Source organism: Flavobacterium marginilacus, from assembly GCF_026870155.1.
Taxonomy (GTDB): Bacteria; Bacteroidota; Bacteroidia; order Flavobacteriales; family Flavobacteriaceae; genus Flavobacterium; species Flavobacterium marginilacus.
This window is the reverse complement of record NZ_CP113975.1, coordinates 4,252,279-4,273,459: the sequence shown is the minus strand read 5'-3', so window position 1 is coordinate 4,273,459 and position 21,181 is coordinate 4,252,279. Positions and strand designations below refer to the sequence as shown.

Sequence of the window (21,181 nt, the reverse complement as noted above, 5' to 3'; positions counted from 1 at the left end):
TAAAAAGAGTGCAGAAAAAGTGGAAAATAAAAAAGAATAGAGAGAGAAAAATCCATTCTTTTGGATAGACAGAGGCGGAAACACTTTTATTAATTTCTTTTTTAGTTTTTTCAGAAAGCTTAGCAGTCTAGGAAAATAAAAGCGTTTAGATTTCAATTTAGAGGTGTTAGAAATATAGACTTCTTCTTATTCAGATTATCTAAAGGATCAAGAACAAAGTCTGGGGAGGAAATGTCGAAAAAAAATTAGAAATTTGTCACTCTAACAATTTGTAATGACTTTTATAGATCTTTTGAAATTTATGCTGTCTGATTTTTTAGTTGACCACTTTGAGGTGTTTTCTGCTAATGAAACTCAGGAGATATTGCACCTATACTTTGAAGAAAAAGCTAAAGCTCCTAAAGAGTTTGATACACTTGAATTAGCATCAAAGGGATTTGTGGATGAAATTACCATTCAGGATTTCCCTCTACGAGGTAAGTTTGTGTATTTACATATCAAAAGACGTCGTTGGACTAATAAAACTAATGGAGAAATCCTTAAAAGAGATTGGACTTTAGTTGCTAAAGGAACCCGCATGACTCAAGAGTTTGCGGCTTTTTTAAAAGAAATCAATAGATAACAGCGCCACCGACTGCCATACCATCGGAAGGTTTTTCGGGGTCAACGGAAAAAAACTTCAAAGACAGTATAAAAAACACCTGAGCTCCTTTAATACCTGGGCTCCACGAGAACATGCCCATCAGTGGATTCTTTACCCTGAAAACATAGGTACACACTTATCGATTGATGAAGTAGCTTTGTCTCAGGGAGAGCTTTACACCATTGTAACCAACAAGAAGTTCAAAGGCAAACAAGGTTGCTTAGTGGCTATTATTGCTGGAACAAAGGCAGATCAAGTCATAGAACACATCAGTAAGATTGATTATAAAAAAAGAAGTGGTGTTCAAGAGATAACACTGGACATGGCTAATTCTATGAAACTGATCTCCAAAAAATGCTTCCCAAAAGCAATACAGGTCACTGACAGATTCCATGTTCAAAAATTAGCATTGGAAGCCATGCAAGAAATCAGAATCAAACATCGCTGGGAAGCTATGGATCTTGAGAATCAATTGATAATGCAAGCCAAAAAAGAGAATAACACATTTATACAGGAGCTCTTGCCTAATGGAGATTCCTTAAAACAACTTATAGCCAGAAGCAGATATGTGCTTTATAAATCTCGCGAAAAATGGACTGAGCACCAAAATGAGAGAGCGCAATTGTTATTTGAGTTATATCCAGATATAAAGAAAGCTTACGGTTTGAGTCAACAACTTCGAGGCATTTACAATAATAACAACGACAAGCACGTTGCCATGACAAAACTAGCACATTGGTACAGGAATGTAGAAGAATCAGGATTTAAAAACTTTAATATATTACTCAATACGGTAACTCTTAATTATCAGTCAATTTTAAACTATTTTGATAACAGGAGCACTAATGCTTCTGCAGAATCCTTTAATGCCAAAATAAAAGCATTTAGAAGTCAATTTAGAGGAGTAAGAAAGATAGATTTCTTTATATTCAGATTATCTAATAATCCCCAACTTTTGCACCTGATCCAAAATAATTGAATTTTACAAAAGTTGTATAATAAAAAAGCTCCAGATTTCTCTGAAGCTTTTTTCGTTGTAGCGGGAACAGGACTCGAACCTGTGACCTTCGGGTTATGAGCCCGACGAGCTGCCTACTGCTCTATCCCGCGATGTGCGTTTTGTAATCTCAATAAGGCTACCTTAGTAGCGGGAACAGGACTCGAACCTGTGACCTTCGGGTTATGAGCCCGACGAGCTGCCTACTGCTCTATCCCGCGATGTTTCGGGTGCAAAGATACGCTGAATTTTGACAAATCCAATAGAAACTTTAAAAAATGTTTTATTTCGTGTATTGGCTTGATATGACTACCTTTGCACTATAAATTATAATAGAAATGTCACATAAAGCAGGTTTTGTAAACATCATAGGGAATCCAAACGTTGGAAAATCAACGCTAATGAATGCCTTTGTTGGTGAAAGATTGTCAATTATTACTTCGAAAGCGCAAACAACTCGCCACAGGATTCTTGGAATCGTAAATGGTGAAGATTTTCAGTTGATTTTGTCCGACACACCTGGTATCATCAAACCAGCCTACGAAATGCAGGAATCAATGATGAACTTTGTGAAATCTGCTTTTGAAGATGCTGATATATTGATTTATATGGTCGAAATAGGAGAACAGGATTTGAAAGATGAAGCTTTTTTTAATAAAATTATCCATTCGAAAATTCCGGTGTTGCTGTTGCTGAATAAAATTGATAATTCTAATCAAGAGCAGTTGGAAGCGCAAGTGGCTTTTTGGACAGAGAAAGTACCAAATGCAGAGATTTATCCAATATCGGCATTGCAGAATTTTAACGTGCCAGAAGTGTTTCAAAGAATCATTTCGTTATTGCCGGAATCACCTGCCTATTACCCAAAAGATCAATTAACGGACAAACCGGAACGTTTCTTCGTAAACGAAACCATCCGTGAAAAAATATTATTGAACTACAGTAAAGAGATTCCTTACGCAGTAGAAATCGTAACGGAGGAATTCTTCGAAGATGATAACATCATTCGTATTCGTTCTTTGATTATGGTAGAACGTGAGACTCAAAAAGGAATTGTAATCGGTCACAAAGGTGCTGCTTTGAAAAAAGTGGGAATGGATGCCCGTGTGGATCTGGAGAAATTCTTTGGCAAACAAATCCATATTGAATTGTATGTGAAAGTGAATAAAAACTGGAGAAGCAATGCGAATATGCTGAAGCGTTTTGGGTATAATTCGTAGGGACAGGTCGCGACTTGTCCGTACCCGTACGGGAGAAAATAATAATTTAAAATCAGTATTTGGGGGTTTTCCTAATGCTGATTTTTTTTAACCGCAAGGTTCGCAAAGGAATCGCTATGTACGCAAAGCTTAGCGAACTTTGCTTAATTCTTTGCGTGCTTAGCGGTTATTTTCAATAATTTCCAAAAACACTTTTTCAATATCATTCATTTGCTTTTCGCCGTTGCTTCGTATTTGTTTTGCTATGACGTAGAGCAGAAACCAAGCAAAAATCATCAGCGACATCACAACAAAATCACCCGAAGTGGATCTTTTAAGTACATAATCGGAGTAGGCGATACCGCAAAAAATGATAAATGTTCCCGCTATCATAAAATGCAGAAACATAAAAAAAGTCCACAAACCGGGATCGGGTCCAAATAAACCGCGGATGTTGGTCTGGTTTTCGCCTTTGGACTCCATTTCAATATGAAGATGAGGAGACCAATAGGCTTTTTTAGAGCCTTTTATATTGATCCAAATATGGTATTCTTTTATTTTCAGAATGAAATCTGGGGATTTTGTCGTGGTAAACTGAATGAATTTTTGACGCAGCGAATCGATGTCCTGATTGACTTCTTTGTAGAATCGCAGGCGCAGACGGATCTCATTATTGGTATCCATAAAATTAAAAATGAAGTGGTTAAGGAAATGTAATCTGGCGAATATACCAAAAAAATTGATATTCATGCTTTTATACACTACCTTTGCACGCCGAAACTGGAAAGCAGTGTTCGGAAAAATTAATATCTAATTTAGATTATGAGTAATATTGTTGCGATAGTAGGAAGACCTAATGTGGGGAAATCAACCCTTTTTAATAGGCTGATACAAAGAAGAGAAGCTATTGTAGATTCAGTGTCTGGGGTTACCCGCGATAGAAACTATGGTAAAAGCGAGTGGAACGGAAAAGAGTTTTCTGTGATTGATACCGGTGGATACGTGCGCGGATCGGATGATGTTTTTGAGGGAGAAATTCGTAAACAGGTAGAATTGGCCATCGATGAGGCTGATGTTATCATTTTTGTTGTAGATGTTGAAGAGGGAATTACCCCAATGGATGAAACGGTTGCCAAATTATTGCGAAAAGTGACCAAACCGGTTTTGCTTGCCGTCAATAAGGTGGACAATGCGATGCGTGAGAAAGATGCTGTGGAGTTTTACAACTTGGGATTGGGAGATTATTTTACTTTCGCCAGTATTTCAGGAAGCGGAACAGGTGATTTATTGGATGCTCTGATTGAAGCTTTTCCTGTAAAACCGGAGCCAGTAAAAGAAGAAGTTGTTTTGCCTCGTTTTGCAGTGGTAGGACGTCCAAATGCAGGAAAATCAAGTTTTATCAATGCGCTTATCGGTAAAGACCGTTTCATGGTTACCGATATTGCGGGAACTACACGTGATGCGATTGATACAAAATTTGACCGTTTTGGTTTCGAATTCAACTTGGTGGATACAGCGGGAATCCGCCGTAAAGCCAAAGTTAAAGAGGATTTGGAGTTTTACTCTGTAATGCGTTCAGTGCGTGCGATTGAGCATGCCGATATCTGTATATTAGTGATTGACGCAACCCGCGGATTTGAAGGACAGGATCAAAGTATTTTTTGGCTGGCCGAGAAAAACCGTAAAGGACTTGTAATCTTGGTCAACAAATGGGATCTGGTTGAAAAAGACACTATGTCAACCCGAGATTATGAAGAGAAAATCAAAAAAGAATTAATGCCATTTACAGATGTGCCTATTCTTTTTGTTTCGGCATTGACTAAACAGCGTCTGCTAAAAGCTTTGGAAGCAACTGTTAAGGTTTATGAAAACAGACAGCAGCGTATTGCTACTTCAAAATTCAATGAATACATGCTGAAAGCGATTGAAGCCTATCCGCCGCCTGCGACTAAAGGAAAATATGTAAAAATTAAATATTGTATGCAGCTGCCGACACCGACACCGCAGTTTGTGTTTTTTGCCAATATGCCTCAATATGTAAAAGAGCCTTATAGACGATATCTTGAAAATAAAATCAGAGAAAACTGGGACTTTGCAGGAGTGCCAATCGATATTTATATTAGAGAGAAATAGAAATTTAAAAATCCTGAGTAATCGGGATTTTTTTTTGCATTTTTTTTTGTGTATTTATGCTTTATTTACGGGTGTTTATAAATTCAAAAGGAAATTTCTTAAATAAATATTGAATGTAAAATTAAACCTTTTGTAAAGTTCAATGTCTTAGTCATATTGTTTAATAAAATATTATATGTCTAAAATTTACGCCGCTTTACTGTTTGTGTTTTTATTTTTTGCAGCTAATGCTCAAAATAATATTACTATCAAAGGAACTGTCTATGATATAAATACTCAAAAACCATTGGAATCGGCTATGGTTTATTTCTCTAATGTCAAAGATTCAACAGTTGTTGAATATACGACTACTGATAAAAATGGGGAATTCAAAATAAATACCAAAAAATACGATAAGCCAGTTTTCTTGAAGATAAATTTTATGGGCTATCAGACATACACAGAAGAGCAGAATAAACTTTTGGAAAATAAAGATTTTGGAAAATTATATTTAGCCCAAAATGAAACTGCATTAAAAGAAGTAGTTGTAAAAAATGACGCACCTCCTATTAAAATAAAAAAAGATACTCTAGAGTTTAATGCAGCCTCATATAAAGTGCGTCCTGATGCCAATGTTGAGACTTTGCTGAAACAGCTGCCTGGAGTAGAGGTTGATACAGATGGAAAAGTTACGGCTAATGGAAAGGAAGTAACTCAGTTTTTGGTTAACGGGAAATCTTTCTTTGGTAAGGATGGTGCTATATTGCTGAAAAATATGCCAGCCGATATGATTAATAAAGTTCAGATTTCTGATTTTAAAACTAAAAAAGAAGAACTGTCTAAACAAGAAGCCAGTTCGGATGATTCCAGTATCAATTTTACTATTGATGAAAAGAAAAATAAAGGTCTTTTTGGTAAAATAATGGGCGGTTATGGAACTGACGACCGTTATGAAAATAGTTTTATTTTGAACTATTTTAATAATAAACAAAAAATAAGTTTACTGGGTTCTGCTAATAATATCAATTCGACCGGTTTTGCTATGGACGAAGTGTTTGATAATATGGGAGGCGGACGAAACAGCAGGCAGGCAACTAGAGCCACGGCATCTGGAAAAGGAATTACGACAACTAATCTGGTAAGTTTTAATTATTCGGATGAGTGGGCGAAAGTTTTTAATACAACGGCTGGCTATGATTTTAAGAATACAATTAATGAAAATCAATCGAAATCCAAGCAGACAGAATTTTTATCATCAACCAGCACTAATTTTACCGACTCAACTTCAAAAACCAGAAATGAAGGCACGGAAAATAAGGCTAATTTTGAGTTTGAATATAAAATAAATCCAACAACAAGACTGGTTGTTACACCAAATATCAGTAAATCCCGTACCAACAGCAACTCAGAATCTTCTAGTGCAGCTACAGATCAAAATGGTGTATCTTTAAATGAAAGTAACGGGACTTCATACAAAGAAAATGCATCTGCTAATTTTGGGAATACCATAAATTTTAATAAAGCTTTTGAAAGAAAAGCCCGTAACCTGAGTTTTGTTTTCAGTAATACTAATTCCAATAGCGATTCGGATGCAATAAATGAGTCGAAAACTGTTTTTAAACAAGGTAACAGACAGAATGATGAGCGTCATCAAAATGGAAAAAGTAATAATACTGCTGACTCATATTCGGCCGAAATTGAATTTACGGAACCAATAACTGATTCACTGCGAATTCGACTTGGAACAGAATTAGGGTGGGACAGTGAAGTAAATGATGCGAAAACCTATGATTATGATGATGCAGCTCAAACGTATTCAATTTTAAATAATCTTCAGACAAATTATATTACCTCAAGTCAAAATTCGATTACTCCAAAAGCGGGTCTTACTTTGGAAAAAAACAATTTTACTTTTACTTTGAATTCCAAAACTTCTATAGTTGATTACAATAATCATTCACTTTACCTGAACAATGCCACTGATTTGAATCAGCAATATGTGCTGCCTTATGGTAATGCACAAGTAAGGTATAAATTTGATAAGTCAAAGTTCATTACTTTTAGGTACAATTACTCAAGCAGTCTTCCTTCGGCAACACAATTAATGCCGGTAGCCAATTTGGCAAATCCATTGAATACTGTAATAGGGAATCCAGAATTGAATGTAAACAAAGTAAACAGCGTAAATATTAATTATAGAAATTTTGATATGCGTACCCGTTCTGGATATAACATATTTGCAAGTGGGGATTTTTATGATAGTGCAGTGGTTGCTTCTTCTATTTATGACACTGTTACCGGAAAAAGAATAACTAAGTATCAAAATGTAACAGGGACTTATAGAACTAGTGTCGGTGGAAACTGGGGACAGAGTATAAAAATGGATGCTCACGTTGTACGATATGGTCTGCGTTTAAACGGTAGTTATTCTTTGGATAAAAGGTTTACCAATGCTGTTTTATATAGTGCAAAATCATTGGCTGTTTCGCCAAATGTGTATGTTTCCTATGATTATGGCGAACTGCTTAGTGTTTCACCTTCTTACGGTCTGTCTTATAACGAATCAACGTATAGTAATTCGTCAATAAATGCCAGCTCAAATGTGGTACATAGAATAAACATACAGACTACTAATTATTGGCCAAAGAACTGGATTTTCGGAAACGATTTTGGTTATAATTACAATTCGAATATTTCAGGTGATTTCAAAAAAGATTTTTATTTATGGAACACCAGTTTGTCGTATGGTTTTTTCGAAAAGAAAATGACTTTGAAAGTAAAAGTTTATGATGTTTTAAATCAGAATCAAAGTGCATCCAGAACAATATCTGCAACGACGATTCGTGATGAAGAGAATACAGTATTGAAAAGATATGCAATGTTTTCTTTAACATATAAACTTGGAACTTTCGGCGGACCAAGAGATAGACGTCAGCCTCCTGGCGGCGGTTACGGCGGTTTCAGAAGAGAGGGTATGAATATGGATTAATTTCATGAATACTGCTGATTGTTTTTAAATTGTTTTTTTTTAATAAAATATTAAGGAATTATGGGTTAAACCATTTTAAAACAAAATAGTCTTATAGTTTTAATCTTAAATATAAATGAATATGAAAAAGTTAATTATTGCGGCTTTATTAGTTATTAGTGCTTCTTCTTTTGCCCAAGAGCAGACAAAGTCAGAAGATAAATCAAATAAGCCGAAAAGAGAAAAGCAGACTCCTGAACAAAGAGGTCAGGCACAGCTGGATAAACTGACTAAAGAGTTAAGTCTGAATCCTCAGCAGCAAGAACTGATAAAGCCAATTCTTGCAGAGCAAAATGCCAAGATGGAAGCTTTTAGAGCAGAACGAATGGGAAATAATTCAAAAGAATTGTCGGCTTCTGAAAGAGATGCTTTAAAAGCAAAAAGGCAAGAAGACAGAAAAGCTGCGGATGCTAAACTACAAGCCATTTTGACTCCGGAGCAGTTTAAAAAAATGAAAGACATTGAGAAAGCCAATATGGAAAGAATGAGAGAGGCGAGAGGTAATTGGGGAAACAGAGATAGAGATAATGGTAATGGAGATAACGGTGGCGGTTTTGGAGACAATAACGGCGGTAATAGAGAAGAAAACTAATTCTAATCATGTTTTTTTAGACAAGAAAAGTCCTAAACATAAATTTTATGTTTAGGACTTTTCTTGTCTAATGTGTTCTGAAATGTGTTTTGGCTGTTATGAAAAATATTTTTTAGAATTATTTTTCAATGCTCCATTTTTTTTGAGGTTTTGTGTTCCTCTTCATAAAAAGCAGAGAAAACCATACTGAGTGCCACACCCAAACCCAAAAGATACATTGACATTATGACTGGAAGAGACAGAAATAAATCAGCTTGATATATTGCTGTAAAAACCATGACATAGATTGTGGTAAACCACACCAATTTAATCACATAATTTTTCATAACTATATCTTTTACATAAAGTTACGTTATTGTATTGTGAATTTTGTTAATTCGAAAATAAATAATTCATAAAATAATAATGCTTATTTAATGATTTCTTTTCTTACTGATTAAAATAGCTTCAGTAAAATTCCTAAAATTGCTGCTATAACGATAATATGAGGTTCTTGTATTTTTTTTACATAAATCAAAACAAGTGCGGTTCCTGCAGCAATTAAGGCAGTTGGTATGTCTATAATTGTCCGGATGGCGATTACAATTACAGCGCCCACCAATGCGCCAATAACTCCTGCAGTTATTCCGTCGACAAATGCTTTGATGCTTTTGTTCTGGGAAATCTTTTTAAAATAAGGAGCAGGAATAACCGTAAATAAATAGCAGGGAAGAAAAACACCTAAAGCCGCAATGCAGGCACCGGTAAATCCAGCCACTAAATAACCAATGAAGCCTACAGTGATTACTACCGGACCTGGAGTAATCATGGCCACAGCCACAGCATCGACAAACTGATTTTCGGTGAGCCAATGGTGTTCAGCGACAATACCCGAGTGCAGGAAAGGAACAATGGCTAGTCCGCCGCCAAAAACAAAGGCACCAGCTTTGATAAAAAACCAGGCAAGGTCGCCTAGTTTTCCCAGATCAATAGTTGAGAGACCTACTGTAGAAAGTAAAAAGAAGGAAGCAGTTTTAGGACGTCTGATCCATTCCGGAGGTGCTTTTACAATCATATAGATGAGTCCCAAGGCGATAAATAGCAGCAGTTCTTCATTTTGAGTCACTGCAGTAAGCACGATAGCGGTAAAATAAAATATCCACAGTAACCAGCTGTTTTTGATAGCCGGAATTTCAAATTTACTGATAGATTTCACAGTGAGTTTATAAGAACTCACAGCAATAATTCCAATTACTGCAGCACTGATTCCGTAAAAAATTGCCTGCATCCAGGGCAGACCGCCATAAGCCTGATAAGCGATTCCTAATAAAACAACCATTATAAAAGAAGGAATGACAAATGCTAATCCGGAAAGTGTAGCTCCTAAAACGCCAAAGTGTACAAATCCAATATAAATTCCCAGTTGTGCAGCCAATGGGCCGGGAGCAAGCTGTGAGAGTGCTAATCCTTCCTTGAAGTCGGAATCGTTAATCCATTTTTTATTCTCAACCAAGTCGCGGTGCATGTAACCAACCAAAGCAACAGGCCCGCCAAAACCAGTAGTTCCTAACTTTAGAAAATATTTTATTAAATCCAGTAAGGTGTAATTTAATTTTTCAGTACTCATAATTGTTCTCTTAAATCTTGTTAGTTACCTTATTCATAAAAACTAACAATCAAAAAAACAATCAGTTTTGGGTTTAACTTTTTAAAAATCTTAATTGGTGAATGTCTTGTGTTTTTGGGTAAGTTTTATTTTATGATAAAAGGTAAACCTGATAATATCTCTGTCAAAATAATCAACACCGCTTGCCCGCTGCTGAAAACTGTTTAAATAACCTAATTCTAATGCAATATTTTTATTGATGCCGTACTGCATAGCGGCGTAAATCCGGTTTTGGTCAAAAGTGTTTTTTACGATGCTTTGCCCAGCATTAATCATCAGTTCATCATACACTATGGCTTTTAAATACTGCTTTTCCTTTTGCCAGAAAGAATATTCACCCTGCAGGCGGTACCTGAATCTCCAGGTAAAAGTTGTTCCCGGGAGTAAGCCTGTTTTGTCCGCATTGTGTATAAAACGTTCTTCCACTTGAAACCGCTGGTGGGTAGTGAAATTACCATAGTCGTGTTTCCACGAGATGTCCTGCTGTATGCGGTATTCTGGTGTTCTAAAATCATTAGTGCTTTCAGGGACTTGTGTTGCCACTGAAAAATAGGAAACTCCGGCTCCCAAATCTATATTTTTATTGATTTTGTACCGCCCGTGCATTCGAATCAAAAACAAATTGTCTTCGAAAGGATTTATGAATACCCGATTGTCAAATTCAGTATGTACAGACCATTTGTCGTTTATCGTCAGCTGGTTGAAATAGCGTGTCCAAAGCAGACTTTGGTGATCTACATTTTTTTCGGTCTGGGCATTAGCAATGATACATAGTAGTAAAAGGCCAAAGATATTGATGCTTTTCATGAAAGGAATCTCAATTTTTTCGGCAAATGTAATTAAACTCTATGTATTAAATAGGTTTTATTTTTTTTGCTAGACCAAAAAACCTTTTACATAATCCTGGGTCAGTTTTTCTTTTGGATTTAAAAGCACTTCTTCTGTTGGTCCAAATTCTATAATCTCTCCCATGTAAACAAAACCAATATAATCCGAAACACGTCTGGCCTGACGCAGAATATGAGTAACCAGAACGATAGTGTATTTGTCTTTTAATTGTAAAAATAATTCTTCAATAGCCTGGGTTGAGATGGGATCTAATGCTGAGGTCGGCTCGTCTCCCAGAATTATTTCGGGTTCAATGGCCAGTCCTCTCGCTAAACACAATCGCTGTTGCTGTCCTATGGATAATCTCGTTGCAGGCGATTTTAGTCTGTCTTTTACTTCATCCCAAAGGTTAACACCACGAAGGTATTTCTCTACAATTTCGTCAAGATCATTCCTGTTATTGTTACCATGAATCCGTTGTCCGTAAGCAATATTATCATAAATATTCATCGGTAATGGAAAAGGTCTTTGCGAAAGCAGTCCCATTTTTTTTCGGATGTGCGTTACTTCGGCTTTTGGATCGTAAATGTTTTCGCCATCTACCAGAACTTGGCCATCTACACGCACATCATCTTGGCGGTCCAATAATCGGTTCATCGTTTTTAGAAGAGTAGTTTTTCCACAACCTGATGGACCAATTAATGAGGTTACTTTCTTGTCTGGAATATCTAGATTGATATTCTTTAGGATATGGTTGTCACCAATGTGAACATTTAAATTCTGAATACTTATATGTGGCTGAATAATCATATTTTATTTTTTGAAAGATTTTTGCTTGCTGTTTTTGCTGCAATGTTGATGATTAAAACAATAATGGTTAAAATAACCGCTGCTGCATACGCTCGGTTTTGAACCTCCTGTATGGGACTGCTCAACTGGAAAAAAATAGACAGTGGCAATGTTGCTGCAGGCTGATCTAATGAAGTTGGGATACTATCTGTAAATCCAGCGGTAAAAAGTACGCAGGCAGCATCACCAATGGCTCTCCCAAAAGAAAGCAGTATGGCAGTTATAATTCCTGGGATGGATTGTCTCAAAATGATTTTAGCAGATTCATAGCGAGTGCCTCCAAGGGCAAAAACGGCATTAGACATATCTTCCGGAACTACACGAACCACTTCGTCAATAGCTCTGACTAATATTGGAATTATCATTAAAGTGACCGTAATAATTCCAGCCAGTAATGATGTTTTTAATCCCATATACACCATGATTGTAAATCCAAATGCACCATATACAATTGACGGAATACCAAATAGAATGTCTGAACTTAATCGGGTGATCGTTGCTAATCGGGCATTTTTTTTGGCATATACATTAATGTAGATTACAATTGGCAGACTGATTATAAGTCCTAAAAAAGTTGAACCTAATGTAATATAAATTGATCCGACTATTGCGTTTAGAATCCCGCCGCCTTTGCCAATGTAGAAACCGCCTTCTGGAATTTTCGAAATCATTTCCCAGCTTAACGATCCAGCTCCTTTCGAAAAAAGCGTGTACACTATCATAAATAAAGTACTGCTGACGATTATGGTACTTAAAATCATCAGAAATCGGAATATATTTTCTTCTATTTTTCTTGCTTCCATTCTGTTAGGTATTTCTTTTTTCGATTCGGTATAATATTACTCTCGAAAAGGTATTAAACAAAAAGATAATGACAAATAGGAGCAAGGCTGCAAACATAAGTGCCGAATCGTACATGGGAATAGACATCATTTCGCCATAATTATTAGCGATTAGAGCTGGTAATGGATACCCCGAGTCGAATAGATTTTGGGGGATTTGTGCCAGATTTCCGCAAACCATTAAAACGGCAATGGTTTCACCAAATGCTCTGGAAATGGCAAGGACAACAGCTGCGATTATTCCGTCGAAAGATTTTCGAAGTACGACTTTTTTAATAGTTTGCCATTGTGTTGCACCAAGAGATAAAGATGCATTTCGTAAATCCTGAGGAATATTGTCGAATACCTCAATTATGATGCTTATGATAAGCGGGAAAATCATAATTGCCAGAACGATTCCTCCTGCTAATACGGAATAACCTGTTGTAAATTCTACAAAATGAGGCGCTATTGTATCCTGAATTAAAGGAACAATTACCAAAACTCCCCACACTCCATAAAGAACAGGAGGAATACCCGATAGTAATTCGATCAATGGTAAAACTAATTTGCGTACTCTTTTATGCGCATATTCCGAAAGGTAAATGCCAGTAAGCAGTGATAATGGCAAGGCAATAATAATAGAAATTGCAGTTACCCAAAGTGTGCCTACTATAAATGAATAAAAACCAAAAGCTTCTTTGAAAGGTTTCCACTCGGATGAGAATAATAAATTGGAAAGCGAAGTACCGTTTAATAGCGGTATGGATTTGTAGAATAAACCTATGGCAATTAACACCACCATTGAGATAGACAGCAGGGTGAATGCCAGAAATGTTTTGCTGACAAATTTATCTTTGAGTAATCTTTTGTTTTTGATTGAATTATAGAAAGCCACCCTGCAAAATTTTTGAAAGCTCCTCATTACTTTCAAAACCTGCTTTCGGGTGGATTTTTTCTTTACAGACTTAAGTCTGATTATATCTGTTGATGTTGGCATAATAGTACTGATTTTTATCTTTAGCCCTGATAGAAGTAGAAAACCTTTTTGTTTTTGCTTTAAAAACAAAAGATTGGAACGTAGATCAGGACCCATATTGATGAAAAATGCCTGATGGTATTGCTCCTAAAAAAAGAGTTTAAAAGATATTTATTTTACCTTATCTAATTCTTTCTTTAATTTATTTTTTGAGAGTTTGATATAACCCGCTTCTGTAACATACTTTTGACCATCTGTAAGGATGAATTTAAGGAAAGCTTTTACAATTGGGTTATTTGGTTTTCCATTGGTAACAAAATACAAGTCTCTTGCAGGAGGAGATGGATATTTTCCAGCAGCAATAGCCGCAATCAATTGGTCGATATCATTGTAAAAGTTTTCGTCTGGGTCTAATTTTCCATTATTGTTTAGATCGATAGGAACTGGTACGAGCCCATTAGTAGGCTTGTTGGTTTTTGTATCGTAGACGTACACAATATTATTAAAACCCAATCCAGAAGGATCTCTTTTGACAGCTTCTGCCAATCCTGGATCTCCAAACACGGCAACACCTTGTAAGTCTTCTTGTTTTTTGCCAAAATAATGCGCCCAGGTTTCGGCAGCACCAGCAGCGTCAGAACGGGTGTAAACATGTATAGCAGCGGTATTTTTGAAACCTAAAGCATTCCATGTTTTGTATTTGCCTGTTATGAATATATTGTTTAAAGCTTCTTTCTTTATTCCTCTTTTGTACAAAACCGCTTTATAAGGACTGGCTGCACTTATGGTCGGAATTACGGCATCTTTAGTTACTGCAATGGCAAATGCTTTCTTTTGGAGTTCGGCTTTATTTAAATCTCGTGATACCAATCCAATATCAGTTACTTTCGATAAAACATCTGTTATTCCTTTTCCTGCACCGCCGGCCTGAATGTCAATTTTGACTTTTGGATGCGCTTTTTTGAATTCTTCTGCCCATTTTACCGTAATAGGATATAAGGCAAATGCTCCTGAAATACTTATGTTTCCTGATAAATCTTGTGCTGTGATTTTATTGGGAGTTATGTTCGTAATTATAAGTGCCGCTATGAAGACTAATGTTTTTTTGTATGTTTTCATCTTGTCTTTTTTTATTTAATTAAAATGTTTTTTTTGATAGCAAAAAGTTAGCACATAATGAATGTGTTAACTTTTAAATTCTGTTTTGCTGTATTAAAGAGCGTAACGAAGCGTAATTCCATATGTTCTTTGATCTCCTATTACACCGGCATATTGTCCTGAATTTCCTCCGGCTGGTAATAACTGCTCGTAATAATCTTTATCCAAAAGGTTGCGTCCCCAAAAGTGAACTGATAATCCTTCAGAAGCACGGAATCCGATACGGCCGTTAAAAATTGCATAACCAGGAACTACCAAATATTTTGAAGCTGATGGGCTTGATGAAAATTCTGAACGAGCATAACCATCAAGAGCTATGAAGAATTTTCCTGCGTTAGCAAAGAATTTTGCGCTTTTTGTATATTCTCCGCTTAAACTTCCTGCCCATTTTGATACTCCAGGTAAATTAGAACCTGATACATCTTTAAATGACACTGAAGATCCAGTTTCTTCTAGAGGCAGCGGTGCATTTGTAAATTTAACATACTTACCGTCGCTATAAGTTCCTGCTCCGTAAAAGTTGAAATGCTTATTTAAGATGAAACTGAAATCTAGTTCTACACCTTGTACACTCACTTCATCTGCATTTGCAAGATAACCGCGGTTTACTCCCAATTCAGCAGCCTGAACATTGGTTTGGAAATCTTTGATGTTGGTGTTAAAGTATGTCAAGTTTAATATTGAATTTGTAACTGGTGAAGTTTTTATTCCAAATTCATAATGAGTAACATCTTCTGGCTTAACTGTTGCAAGATCTCCTAAAGTTTGTCCCGCTGGCGGAGTAGGAAGTCCTGCCACATTCACTCCAATAGGTTTGTAGCTTTTTGCAAAAGTTCCATAAGCATTGATTTTATCTGATGCTTTGTATGATACAGTTATGTTTCCAGAGAAGTCGGTATCGTCATTATCTGATGAGAAATTTTGATCTGTATACACTTTCTTTTTCAGTGCAATTAATGCAGGATCAGTAGTTTGAAGTCCTCCGTATGTTTTACGGTCATAATCTGCATTTTTCTTGTCATAATTGTATCTTAAACCAGGTAATACATGCAGTTTATCTGTTACAGCCCAGTCTAATTGACCAAATACTGCCGCACTGGTTGAATGTATCTGAGCATTGGTTTTTATTCCATATCCTTCAAAAAGACCTGGAGTTTTCCATAATGCCGTATTTGCTGGGGTAAATGAGTCTTGTGAAAATCTCCATTGTGCGTTACCGGATTCTTCTGTACCTTTTGTTTTTGATGTCTGGTCAATATAAAACACACCGGCAACACCGCTTAATTTAGATGTAATATGACCTGCGTAACGTACCTCTTGAGTAAATTGAGTTTGTCTGGAAGGATTTTGCGATTTTGCAAGTACCTGTAATCCTGTAAAATCCCTGTCATTTGATGGGTCCCAAGTCCAGAATCTCCATGCAGTTGTTGAGGTAAGTGTTCCGTTTCCAATTTTTGTGTCCACATTAAGTGATCCTCCGCCCAAATCCTGTCCTGAACGCCATGGAGTGTCATGGTCAATTTTACGATCGAAAGCATTTAAGCTTGGCAATTGGTAGTTTAAATCAGCGATAATTGCATTAAATTGGCGTTGTGGAACTCTATTTGTTGGAGCAACACCTGCAACTACCTGAGCATATCCGTCATTATGCTGTGTTGTGATATCTCCTGCTAACGTAATATTTGTGTTTTCTGTTGGAGTAAAAAGCAATTGACCTCTAATACCTTGGTTGTTTAATGTATTTGTTGGTTTTCCTGTTTTAACATTATCGATTATACCATCACGCTGGGTACCTGAAAATGACAATCTGCCAGCAATTTTTTTACTCAATGCTCCAGTAACCGATGCCTTAGCTTGAAGATATGCATAGTTACCATAACTCACTTCGAAGTCTGCACCTGAGTTGAAGCTTGGCTTGCGCGAAGTGATGTTAAAAGCACCTGAAGTTGTGTTTTTACCAAACAATGTCCCTTGAGGCCCGCGTAATACTTCAATTCTTTCTACATCGATAAAATCTAGAGTAGTTGCAGCAGGGCGGGCATAGTACACACCGTCAACATAGAAACCAACACCTGGATCGATACCATCATTAGTTAGACCAAATGGTGATCCAAGACCGCGAATATTAATCCCGGTGTTTCTTGGGTTTGAAGAATAAAGCTGTACCGATGGAACCAATTCTTTGATACGGTTCACGTTAAAAGCGCCTGTTTGTACAGCTTGCTTGCCCGTAACAACAGACACTGCGATAGGAATATCTTGTGCTTTTTCTATTCGGCGTCTGGATGTTACAACTACCTCAGATAATACTTTTTCTTCACCAGTGCTAATAGTTATCTGTAAAGGTTTAGCAGCAGTTGGCAGTTCGTTTATTTTAATTTCTTTGGTTGTGTAACCTAAGTATTGCACAATGATTGTAAATGGAAGTGTTTTGGATTCAATACTGAAATTGCCATTAGCATCAGTAGTTGATGAATTAGTAGTTCCTTTTACAACGATATTAACGCCTTCTATAGGAGAGTCGTCATCGGTTTTTACAACTCCTTGTAAAAGGTTTTGACCATATGAATTCGAGAAAATTAGAAAAAAGAATAAGCCTGCAATTGTTTTTATAAATGTATTTTTCATTATTTTAATATATTATATGTAATTAGTAGAATTTAAATTTAAATTTTTTTTATTTTCTAGCATATACACATACACATCAAAATGGATGCTTTTTTTTCAAAATTTGAAAAAATTATTGTTTCAATGTTTTTCCTGACTTCACGTTTTTTACTGGTAATAGTCTGCATAAGTTAAAATTTGATTGTTAGTCTTGATTAATTTTGATGCAAATATATAATTAATTCTATAAAATTGGTAGAATTAATTATATATTTTTTTATTTTTTTATCAAAGAGGCGATAGTGATGCCCTGCATTGCTTTAAGAGTTTCTTCTCTTATGGCAATCAATCCGTGGCGCAGTGAGCATTCCGACTCACTTTTGCAGTCTGAACAGCGTTCGTAAAAATTTAATGAGGCACAAGGCAAAAGTGCGATTGCTCCGTCAAATAATCGATAAATATCGGCCAAAGTAATCGTTGCTTTGTCTTTCAAAAGATAATAACCGCCAAATTTTCCTTGTTTACTCCCTACAAAATGGCCTCTTTTTAAATCCAAAAGAATCTGTTCTAGAAATTTTTTAGGGATTGATGCTTCTTCAGCAATTTCGATGGTTCTTGAAATATGATTTTCATCTTGCTCTGCTAAGTAGAGTAATGCTTTAAGGGCGTATTTGGATTTGTGTGACAGCATTCTTGGATAAAAGTTTTAGTTGAATATGAATTCGGATGGCATTTCAAGATGTAATTATAAACCAAATATAGTTATTTTTTTAAATTATAAAAAACTTAATTTCAGAAACACTTTCTTAATTACTTAGACTAGCTGGAAGCATGTAATCTAAAATAATTAAAATTATACTATACATAGATCAAAAATATAAGACATTATTTCGTTCTCGCTGCTTGGCATAGTGTTGTAAATAATAAAAAGAGCTGTCATCAACTTAGAAAACAGCTTTTTTATCTTTAATGAATTTTTATCTTATTCTTTGATTCTCTTTTTTAATTCTATTTTTAATTGTTCATTGTAATGATCTCCTGAATCAAAATGTGAGAGCTGTAAGAACGATAACTCCGACAACAATTAGAGATGAGGAAAATACAGTATTAAAGCGTTACGTCATGTTCTCATTGACCTATAAGATTGAAAAATTTGCTGATAAAGAGAGAAAATCAAACGGAATGATGCGGTTCTAAAAACAGAAATGCCTTCAGATAATGAAGGTATTTCTGTTTATAATTTTGTACCAAAAGAAAGTATAAATTGTTTTACCAGCTTCCGCCTGAGCCTCCGCCCGAGAATCCGCCTCCGCCGAAACCACCGCCAAAGCCACCGCCTCCGCCACCAAAGCCACCACCTGATGATCCGCCGAAACCGCCTCCCCCGCCTCTTCCAAGACTGCTGAGAAGGATAACGTCCATTAGGCTAGGACCGCCGCCGCCACGGTTGCCGGAATTACCGCTTCCGCCGCCTTTGTTTTTCGATAGCAGTATCAAAACAATGATAACTATTATAATAATTGGAAAAACTGGAAAATCATTTCCTTTTGTCTGTTTTCGTTCCCCCTTGTATTTACCTTTGAAAACATCAATAATAGCATCGGTTCCTTTGTCCAGACCGCGGTAATAACTTCCTGCTTTAAATTCGGGAATAATGATGTTTCTTGTGATTTCTCCGCCAATCCCTGCGGTAAGCCGGTCTTCTAATCCATAACCTGGCGATATCCATATTTTTCTTTCGGCTTTTGCCAATAAAATAAGGACGCCGTTATCGTCTTTTTCAGTTCCGCCAATTCCCCAGGTCTGTCCCCATTTTGGAGTTAAAATTCCAATATCTTCGCCTTTCAGGCTTTCTATCGTTATAACCACAATTTGAGTTGTAGTGGAATCAGAATATTTGATGAGTTTTTCTTCGAGCTGTGATTTTTCATCAGGACTAAGAATATTTGCATAATCATAAACTGAAGTTTGAAAACTAGGTTTCTCAGGAATGGTAAATTGTGCAAATAAAAATCCACTGTTTAAGAAAAGGAAAACATAAAGAAATAATTTCCACCCAGCTTTCACTTTCTGATTTTCGACTTTCGACTTTCGACTTTCGACTTTGTGACTTATTCCCATTATCCTTTTGATATTTCGTTTGATAATTCGTTGGTGTCACCTTCCTGCCATGGGAAATGTTTTTTAAGTTCATCTCCGGCTTTCAATATGCCGTCTATTAATCCCTGTTTGAAATTTCCCAATTTGAAATGAGCAGCCATGACATCGCGTGTGCTGTCCCAAAAAGTATTGGTAACAATATCGTTGATGCCTTTGTCTCCGCAGATCACAAAAGTTTTATCTTCAACAGCCAAATAGATTAAAACACCATTTTGCAGCTCAGTTTCATCCATTCTCAATTCGTGAAAAACCTCCATCGCACGGTCATATGCATCCAGTGCGGTTGTTTTTTCGATGTGAACTCTAATTTCGCCAGAAGTATTTTTTTCGGCTATACGAATAGCTTCAACAATTTCTTGTTCGTCTTCTGTGCTTAAAAAATCTTCTACTTTTGACATGGGAATTATTTTTGAATGAAGATTAACGATTTTTGATTGTAGAAGTATTCATTCTACAATCAAAAATCGTTAATCAAAAATCTGAAATCTTTCTAGAATTTTACTTCAACAGGTTTTTCAGCACCAGCAACCGCCTCAAAGTATGCTTTTTTCTGGAATCCAAACATGCCGGCAAATATTGAGTTTGGAAAGGTTGCGATATGATTGTTATAAGGTTTGACAGCCTCATTAAATCTTGTTCTTGCTGTTAGAATCTGATTCTCCGTACTTGCCAATTCGTCTTGCAGTTTTAAGAAATTCTCATTAGCTTTTAAATCTGGATATTTTTCCACAGAAACAAGTAATTTTGACAAAGAACTGCTTACTCCGCTTTGCGCTGAATTAAAAGCGGCTAATTGTTCTGGAGAAATATTAGTTGGATCAACAGTTACTGATGTTGCTTTGGCACGAGCTTCGATTACCGCAGTTAAAGTGCTTTTTTCGAAATCGGCGGCACCTTTTACAGTGTTTACTAAATTCCCGATAAGGTCATTTCTTCTTTGATAAGCAGTCTGTACATTACCCCATGACTCCTCAATGTTCTGGTTTAAAGTAACTGCTGTATTGTTTATTCCTTTAACCCAGCTGTATATTCCAATAATTACAACTGCTCCGATAATCCAAGGCAAAAATCTTTTCATGTTTGTCTAATTTAAAGTTTAATATTTATGTGTTTAAAAGTATAAGTATTTGTTGTTTTTTGACATTGACATTGAAACTGTCAAAGTTCGTTTTTAATACTAATCAGCTGCGTCTTTATGGTTTCTAATTTACTGATAATTTCAAATTTATCCATAGTTTTCTTCTGACCTTCTTTAAGATGGGTTTTGGCACCTTCCAAAGTGAATCCTCTTTCTTTAACCAAATGATAAATAAGTTTTAAATTCTTGATGTCTTCGGGTGTGAACATTCTGTTTCCTTTAGCATTTTTCTTTGGTTTCAGAATATCAAATTCACCATCCCAAAAACGGATCAGGGAAGCGTTTACGTCAAATGCTTTGGCAACTTCGCCTATGCTGTAATATCTTTTGTCTTTTGGAAGTTCAATATGCATGCTTTAGTTTTTTAGTTGTTAGTCCTTAGTTGTTAGCTAATCACTAATCGCTAATCACTAATCGCTAATTAT

Annotated in this window: 20 protein-coding genes and 2 tRNA genes; 7 read left to right on the top strand and 15 right to left on the bottom strand. The window is 36.1% G+C overall.

The features are described from left to right. The first annotated feature begins 274 nt into the window (after positions 1 to 274). Both OZP07_RS17760 and OZP07_RS17755 read left to right on the top strand, forming a co-directional pair. A complete protein-coding gene (locus OZP07_RS17760) occupies positions 275 to 622 on the top strand; it encodes an ISAon1 family transposase N-terminal region protein (protein ID WP_281636160.1) in 348 nt (115 codons plus the stop codon). After that, a complete protein-coding gene (locus tag OZP07_RS17755) occupies positions 615 to 1,622 on the top strand; it encodes an ISAon1 family transposase (protein WP_432419569.1) in 1,008 nt (335 codons plus the stop codon). Before OZP07_RS17760 ends, OZP07_RS17755 begins: the two co-directional genes overlap by 8 nt. 58 nt (positions 1,623 to 1,680) lie before the next feature. On the opposite strand, the gene OZP07_RS17750 is transcribed toward OZP07_RS17755, so the two are convergent. Further along, positions 1,681 to 1,753: transfer RNA gene (locus OZP07_RS17750), tRNA-Met, on the bottom strand. A gap of 35 nt (positions 1,754 to 1,788) precedes the next feature. Further along, positions 1,789 to 1,861, bottom strand: a tRNA-Met gene (locus OZP07_RS17745). A 117-nt stretch (positions 1,862 to 1,978) separates the two neighbouring features. Between OZP07_RS17745 and era the strand changes: the two genes are divergently transcribed. After that, positions 1,979 to 2,860, top strand: a complete 882-nt coding sequence (gene era / locus OZP07_RS17740) for a GTPase Era (RefSeq protein WP_194643518.1) — start codon at positions 1,979 to 1,981, stop codon at positions 2,858 to 2,860. A 159-nt stretch (positions 2,861 to 3,019) separates the two neighbouring features. Here the strand turns inward: era and OZP07_RS17735 are convergent, their stop codons facing one another. Then, positions 3,020 to 3,523: a hypothetical protein gene (locus OZP07_RS17735; RefSeq protein WP_281636159.1), complete on the bottom strand. Its 504-nt coding sequence runs from the start codon at positions 3,521 to 3,523 to the stop codon at positions 3,020 to 3,022. A 138-nt stretch (positions 3,524 to 3,661) separates the two neighbouring features. On the opposite strand from OZP07_RS17735, the gene der reads away from it, so the two are divergent. The 3 genes from der (at position 3,662) to OZP07_RS17720 (ending at position 8,571) form a co-directional block, all read left to right on the top strand. Beyond that, positions 3,662 to 4,972 (top strand): ribosome biogenesis GTPase Der, encoded by a 1,311-nt coding sequence (der, locus tag OZP07_RS17730; protein WP_281636158.1) that lies wholly within the window; start codon positions 3,662 to 3,664, stop codon positions 4,970 to 4,972. A 175-nt stretch (positions 4,973 to 5,147) separates the two neighbouring features. Then, a complete protein-coding gene (locus OZP07_RS17725) occupies positions 5,148 to 7,940 on the top strand; it encodes an outer membrane beta-barrel protein (protein ID WP_281636157.1) in 2,793 nt (930 codons plus the stop codon). Between the two features lie 121 nt (positions 7,941 to 8,061). After that, positions 8,062 to 8,571: a DUF4890 domain-containing protein gene (locus OZP07_RS17720; RefSeq protein WP_281636156.1), complete on the top strand. Its 510-nt coding sequence runs from the start codon at positions 8,062 to 8,064 to the stop codon at positions 8,569 to 8,571. A gap of 436 nt (positions 8,572 to 9,007) precedes the next feature. Here OZP07_RS17720 and OZP07_RS17715 read toward each other — a convergent pair whose 3' ends face one another. The 8 genes from OZP07_RS17715 to OZP07_RS17680 form a co-directional block, all read right to left on the bottom strand. Next, on the bottom strand, positions 9,008 to 10,177 hold the full coding sequence (locus tag OZP07_RS17715; protein ID WP_281636155.1) for a chromate transporter: 1,170 nt from the start codon (positions 10,175 to 10,177) through the stop codon (positions 9,008 to 9,010). A 90-nt stretch (positions 10,178 to 10,267) separates the two neighbouring features. Continuing rightward, a complete protein-coding gene (locus tag OZP07_RS17710) occupies positions 10,268 to 11,023 on the bottom strand; it encodes a DUF2490 domain-containing protein (protein ID WP_281636154.1) in 756 nt (251 codons plus the stop codon). Between the two features lie 69 nt (positions 11,024 to 11,092). After that, positions 11,093 to 11,854, bottom strand: coding sequence for a phosphate ABC transporter ATP-binding protein (locus tag OZP07_RS17705; protein ID WP_281636153.1), 762 nt, complete (start codon positions 11,852 to 11,854; stop codon positions 11,093 to 11,095). Further along, complete coding sequence (gene pstA / locus OZP07_RS17700) at positions 11,851 to 12,696, bottom strand: phosphate ABC transporter permease PstA (protein ID WP_281636152.1); 846 nt, start codon at positions 12,694 to 12,696, stop codon at positions 11,851 to 11,853. Before pstA ends, OZP07_RS17705 begins: the two co-directional genes overlap by 4 nt. Positions 12,697 to 12,700: 4 nt before the next feature. After that, positions 12,701 to 13,714 (bottom strand): phosphate ABC transporter permease subunit PstC, encoded by a 1,014-nt coding sequence (gene pstC / locus OZP07_RS17695; RefSeq protein WP_281636151.1) that lies wholly within the window; start codon positions 13,712 to 13,714, stop codon positions 12,701 to 12,703. A 150-nt stretch (positions 13,715 to 13,864) separates the two neighbouring features. After that, positions 13,865 to 14,812 (bottom strand): PstS family phosphate ABC transporter substrate-binding protein, encoded by a 948-nt coding sequence (locus OZP07_RS17690; protein ID WP_281636150.1) that lies wholly within the window; start codon positions 14,810 to 14,812, stop codon positions 13,865 to 13,867. 93 nt (positions 14,813 to 14,905) lie between these two features. After that, a complete protein-coding gene (locus OZP07_RS17685; protein ID WP_281636149.1) occupies positions 14,906 to 17,479 on the bottom strand; it encodes a TonB-dependent receptor in 2,574 nt (857 codons plus the stop codon). Positions 17,480 to 17,735: 256 nt separating this feature from the next. Then, a complete protein-coding gene (locus OZP07_RS17680; RefSeq protein WP_194643545.1) occupies positions 17,736 to 18,149 on the bottom strand; it encodes an RrF2 family transcriptional regulator in 414 nt (137 codons plus the stop codon). A gap of 359 nt (positions 18,150 to 18,508) precedes the next feature. On the opposite strand from OZP07_RS17680, the gene OZP07_RS17675 reads away from it, so the two are divergent. Continuing rightward, a complete protein-coding gene (locus OZP07_RS17675) occupies positions 18,509 to 18,655 on the top strand; it encodes a hypothetical protein (protein ID WP_281636148.1) in 147 nt (48 codons plus the stop codon). A gap of 72 nt (positions 18,656 to 18,727) precedes the next feature. On the opposite strand, the gene OZP07_RS17670 is transcribed toward OZP07_RS17675, so the two are convergent. From OZP07_RS17670 to OZP07_RS17655, 4 genes are all read right to left on the bottom strand, one after another. Further along, positions 18,728 to 19,579, bottom strand: coding sequence for a TPM domain-containing protein (locus tag OZP07_RS17670; RefSeq protein ID WP_281636147.1), 852 nt, complete (start codon positions 19,577 to 19,579; stop codon positions 18,728 to 18,730). Continuing rightward, the gene (locus OZP07_RS17665) at positions 19,579 to 20,016 is read right to left on the bottom strand and encodes a TPM domain-containing protein (RefSeq protein WP_281636146.1); all 438 of its coding nucleotides are present in this window, start codon (positions 20,014 to 20,016) and stop codon (positions 19,579 to 19,581) included. The genes OZP07_RS17670 and OZP07_RS17665 overlap by 1 nt, the downstream gene beginning before the upstream one ends. Before the next feature lie 92 nt (positions 20,017 to 20,108). Beyond that, positions 20,109 to 20,696, bottom strand: coding sequence for a LemA family protein (locus tag OZP07_RS17660; RefSeq protein ID WP_194643551.1), 588 nt, complete (start codon positions 20,694 to 20,696; stop codon positions 20,109 to 20,111). An 80-nt stretch (positions 20,697 to 20,776) separates the two neighbouring features. Further along, positions 20,777 to 21,109, bottom strand: coding sequence for a MerR family transcriptional regulator (locus OZP07_RS17655; protein ID WP_281636145.1), 333 nt, complete (start codon positions 21,107 to 21,109; stop codon positions 20,777 to 20,779). Positions 21,110 to 21,181 lie beyond the last annotated feature (72 nt).

Excerpts from the sequence above, each read along its gene's own strand:
- OZP07_RS17760 (WP_281636160.1), top strand. The coding sequence starts at position 275 with ATGACTTTTATAGATCTTTTGAAATTTATGCTGTCTGATTTTTTAGTT.
- era (WP_194643518.1), top strand. The coding sequence starts at position 1,979 with ATGTCACATAAAGCAGGTTTTGTAAACATCATAGGGAATCCAAACGTT.
- OZP07_RS17735 (WP_281636159.1), bottom strand. The coding sequence starts at position 3,523 with ATGGATACCAATAATGAGATCCGTCTGCGCCTGCGATTCTACAAAGAA.
- der (WP_281636158.1), top strand. The coding sequence starts at position 3,662 with ATGAGTAATATTGTTGCGATAGTAGGAAGACCTAATGTGGGGAAATCA.
- OZP07_RS17725 (WP_281636157.1), top strand. The coding sequence starts at position 5,148 with ATGTCTAAAATTTACGCCGCTTTACTGTTTGTGTTTTTATTTTTTGCA.
- OZP07_RS17720 (WP_281636156.1), top strand. The coding sequence starts at position 8,062 with ATGAAAAAGTTAATTATTGCGGCTTTATTAGTTATTAGTGCTTCTTCT.
- OZP07_RS17715 (WP_281636155.1), bottom strand. The coding sequence starts at position 10,177 with ATGAGTACTGAAAAATTAAATTACACCTTACTGGATTTAATAAAATAT.
- OZP07_RS17710 (WP_281636154.1), bottom strand. The coding sequence starts at position 11,023 with ATGAAAAGCATCAATATCTTTGGCCTTTTACTACTATGTATCATTGCT.
- OZP07_RS17705 (WP_281636153.1), bottom strand. The coding sequence starts at position 11,854 with ATGATTATTCAGCCACATATAAGTATTCAGAATTTAAATGTTCACATT.
- pstA (WP_281636152.1), bottom strand. The coding sequence starts at position 12,696 with ATGGAAGCAAGAAAAATAGAAGAAAATATATTCCGATTTCTGATGATT.
- pstC (WP_281636151.1), bottom strand. The coding sequence starts at position 13,714 with ATGCCAACATCAACAGATATAATCAGACTTAAGTCTGTAAAGAAAAAA.
- OZP07_RS17690 (WP_281636150.1), bottom strand. The coding sequence starts at position 14,812 with ATGAAAACATACAAAAAAACATTAGTCTTCATAGCGGCACTTATAATT.
- OZP07_RS17685 (WP_281636149.1), bottom strand. The coding sequence starts at position 17,479 with ATGAAAAATACATTTATAAAAACAATTGCAGGCTTATTCTTTTTTCTA.
- OZP07_RS17680 (WP_194643545.1), bottom strand. The coding sequence starts at position 18,149 with ATGCTGTCACACAAATCCAAATACGCCCTTAAAGCATTACTCTACTTA.
- OZP07_RS17670 (WP_281636147.1), bottom strand. The coding sequence starts at position 19,579 with ATGGGAATAAGTCACAAAGTCGAAAGTCGAAAGTCGAAAGTCGAAAAT.
- OZP07_RS17665 (WP_281636146.1), bottom strand. The coding sequence starts at position 20,016 with ATGTCAAAAGTAGAAGATTTTTTAAGCACAGAAGACGAACAAGAAATT.
- OZP07_RS17660 (WP_194643551.1), bottom strand. The coding sequence starts at position 20,696 with ATGAAAAGATTTTTGCCTTGGATTATCGGAGCAGTTGTAATTATTGGA.
- OZP07_RS17655 (WP_281636145.1), bottom strand. The coding sequence starts at position 21,109 with ATGCATATTGAACTTCCAAAAGACAAAAGATATTACAGCATAGGCGAA.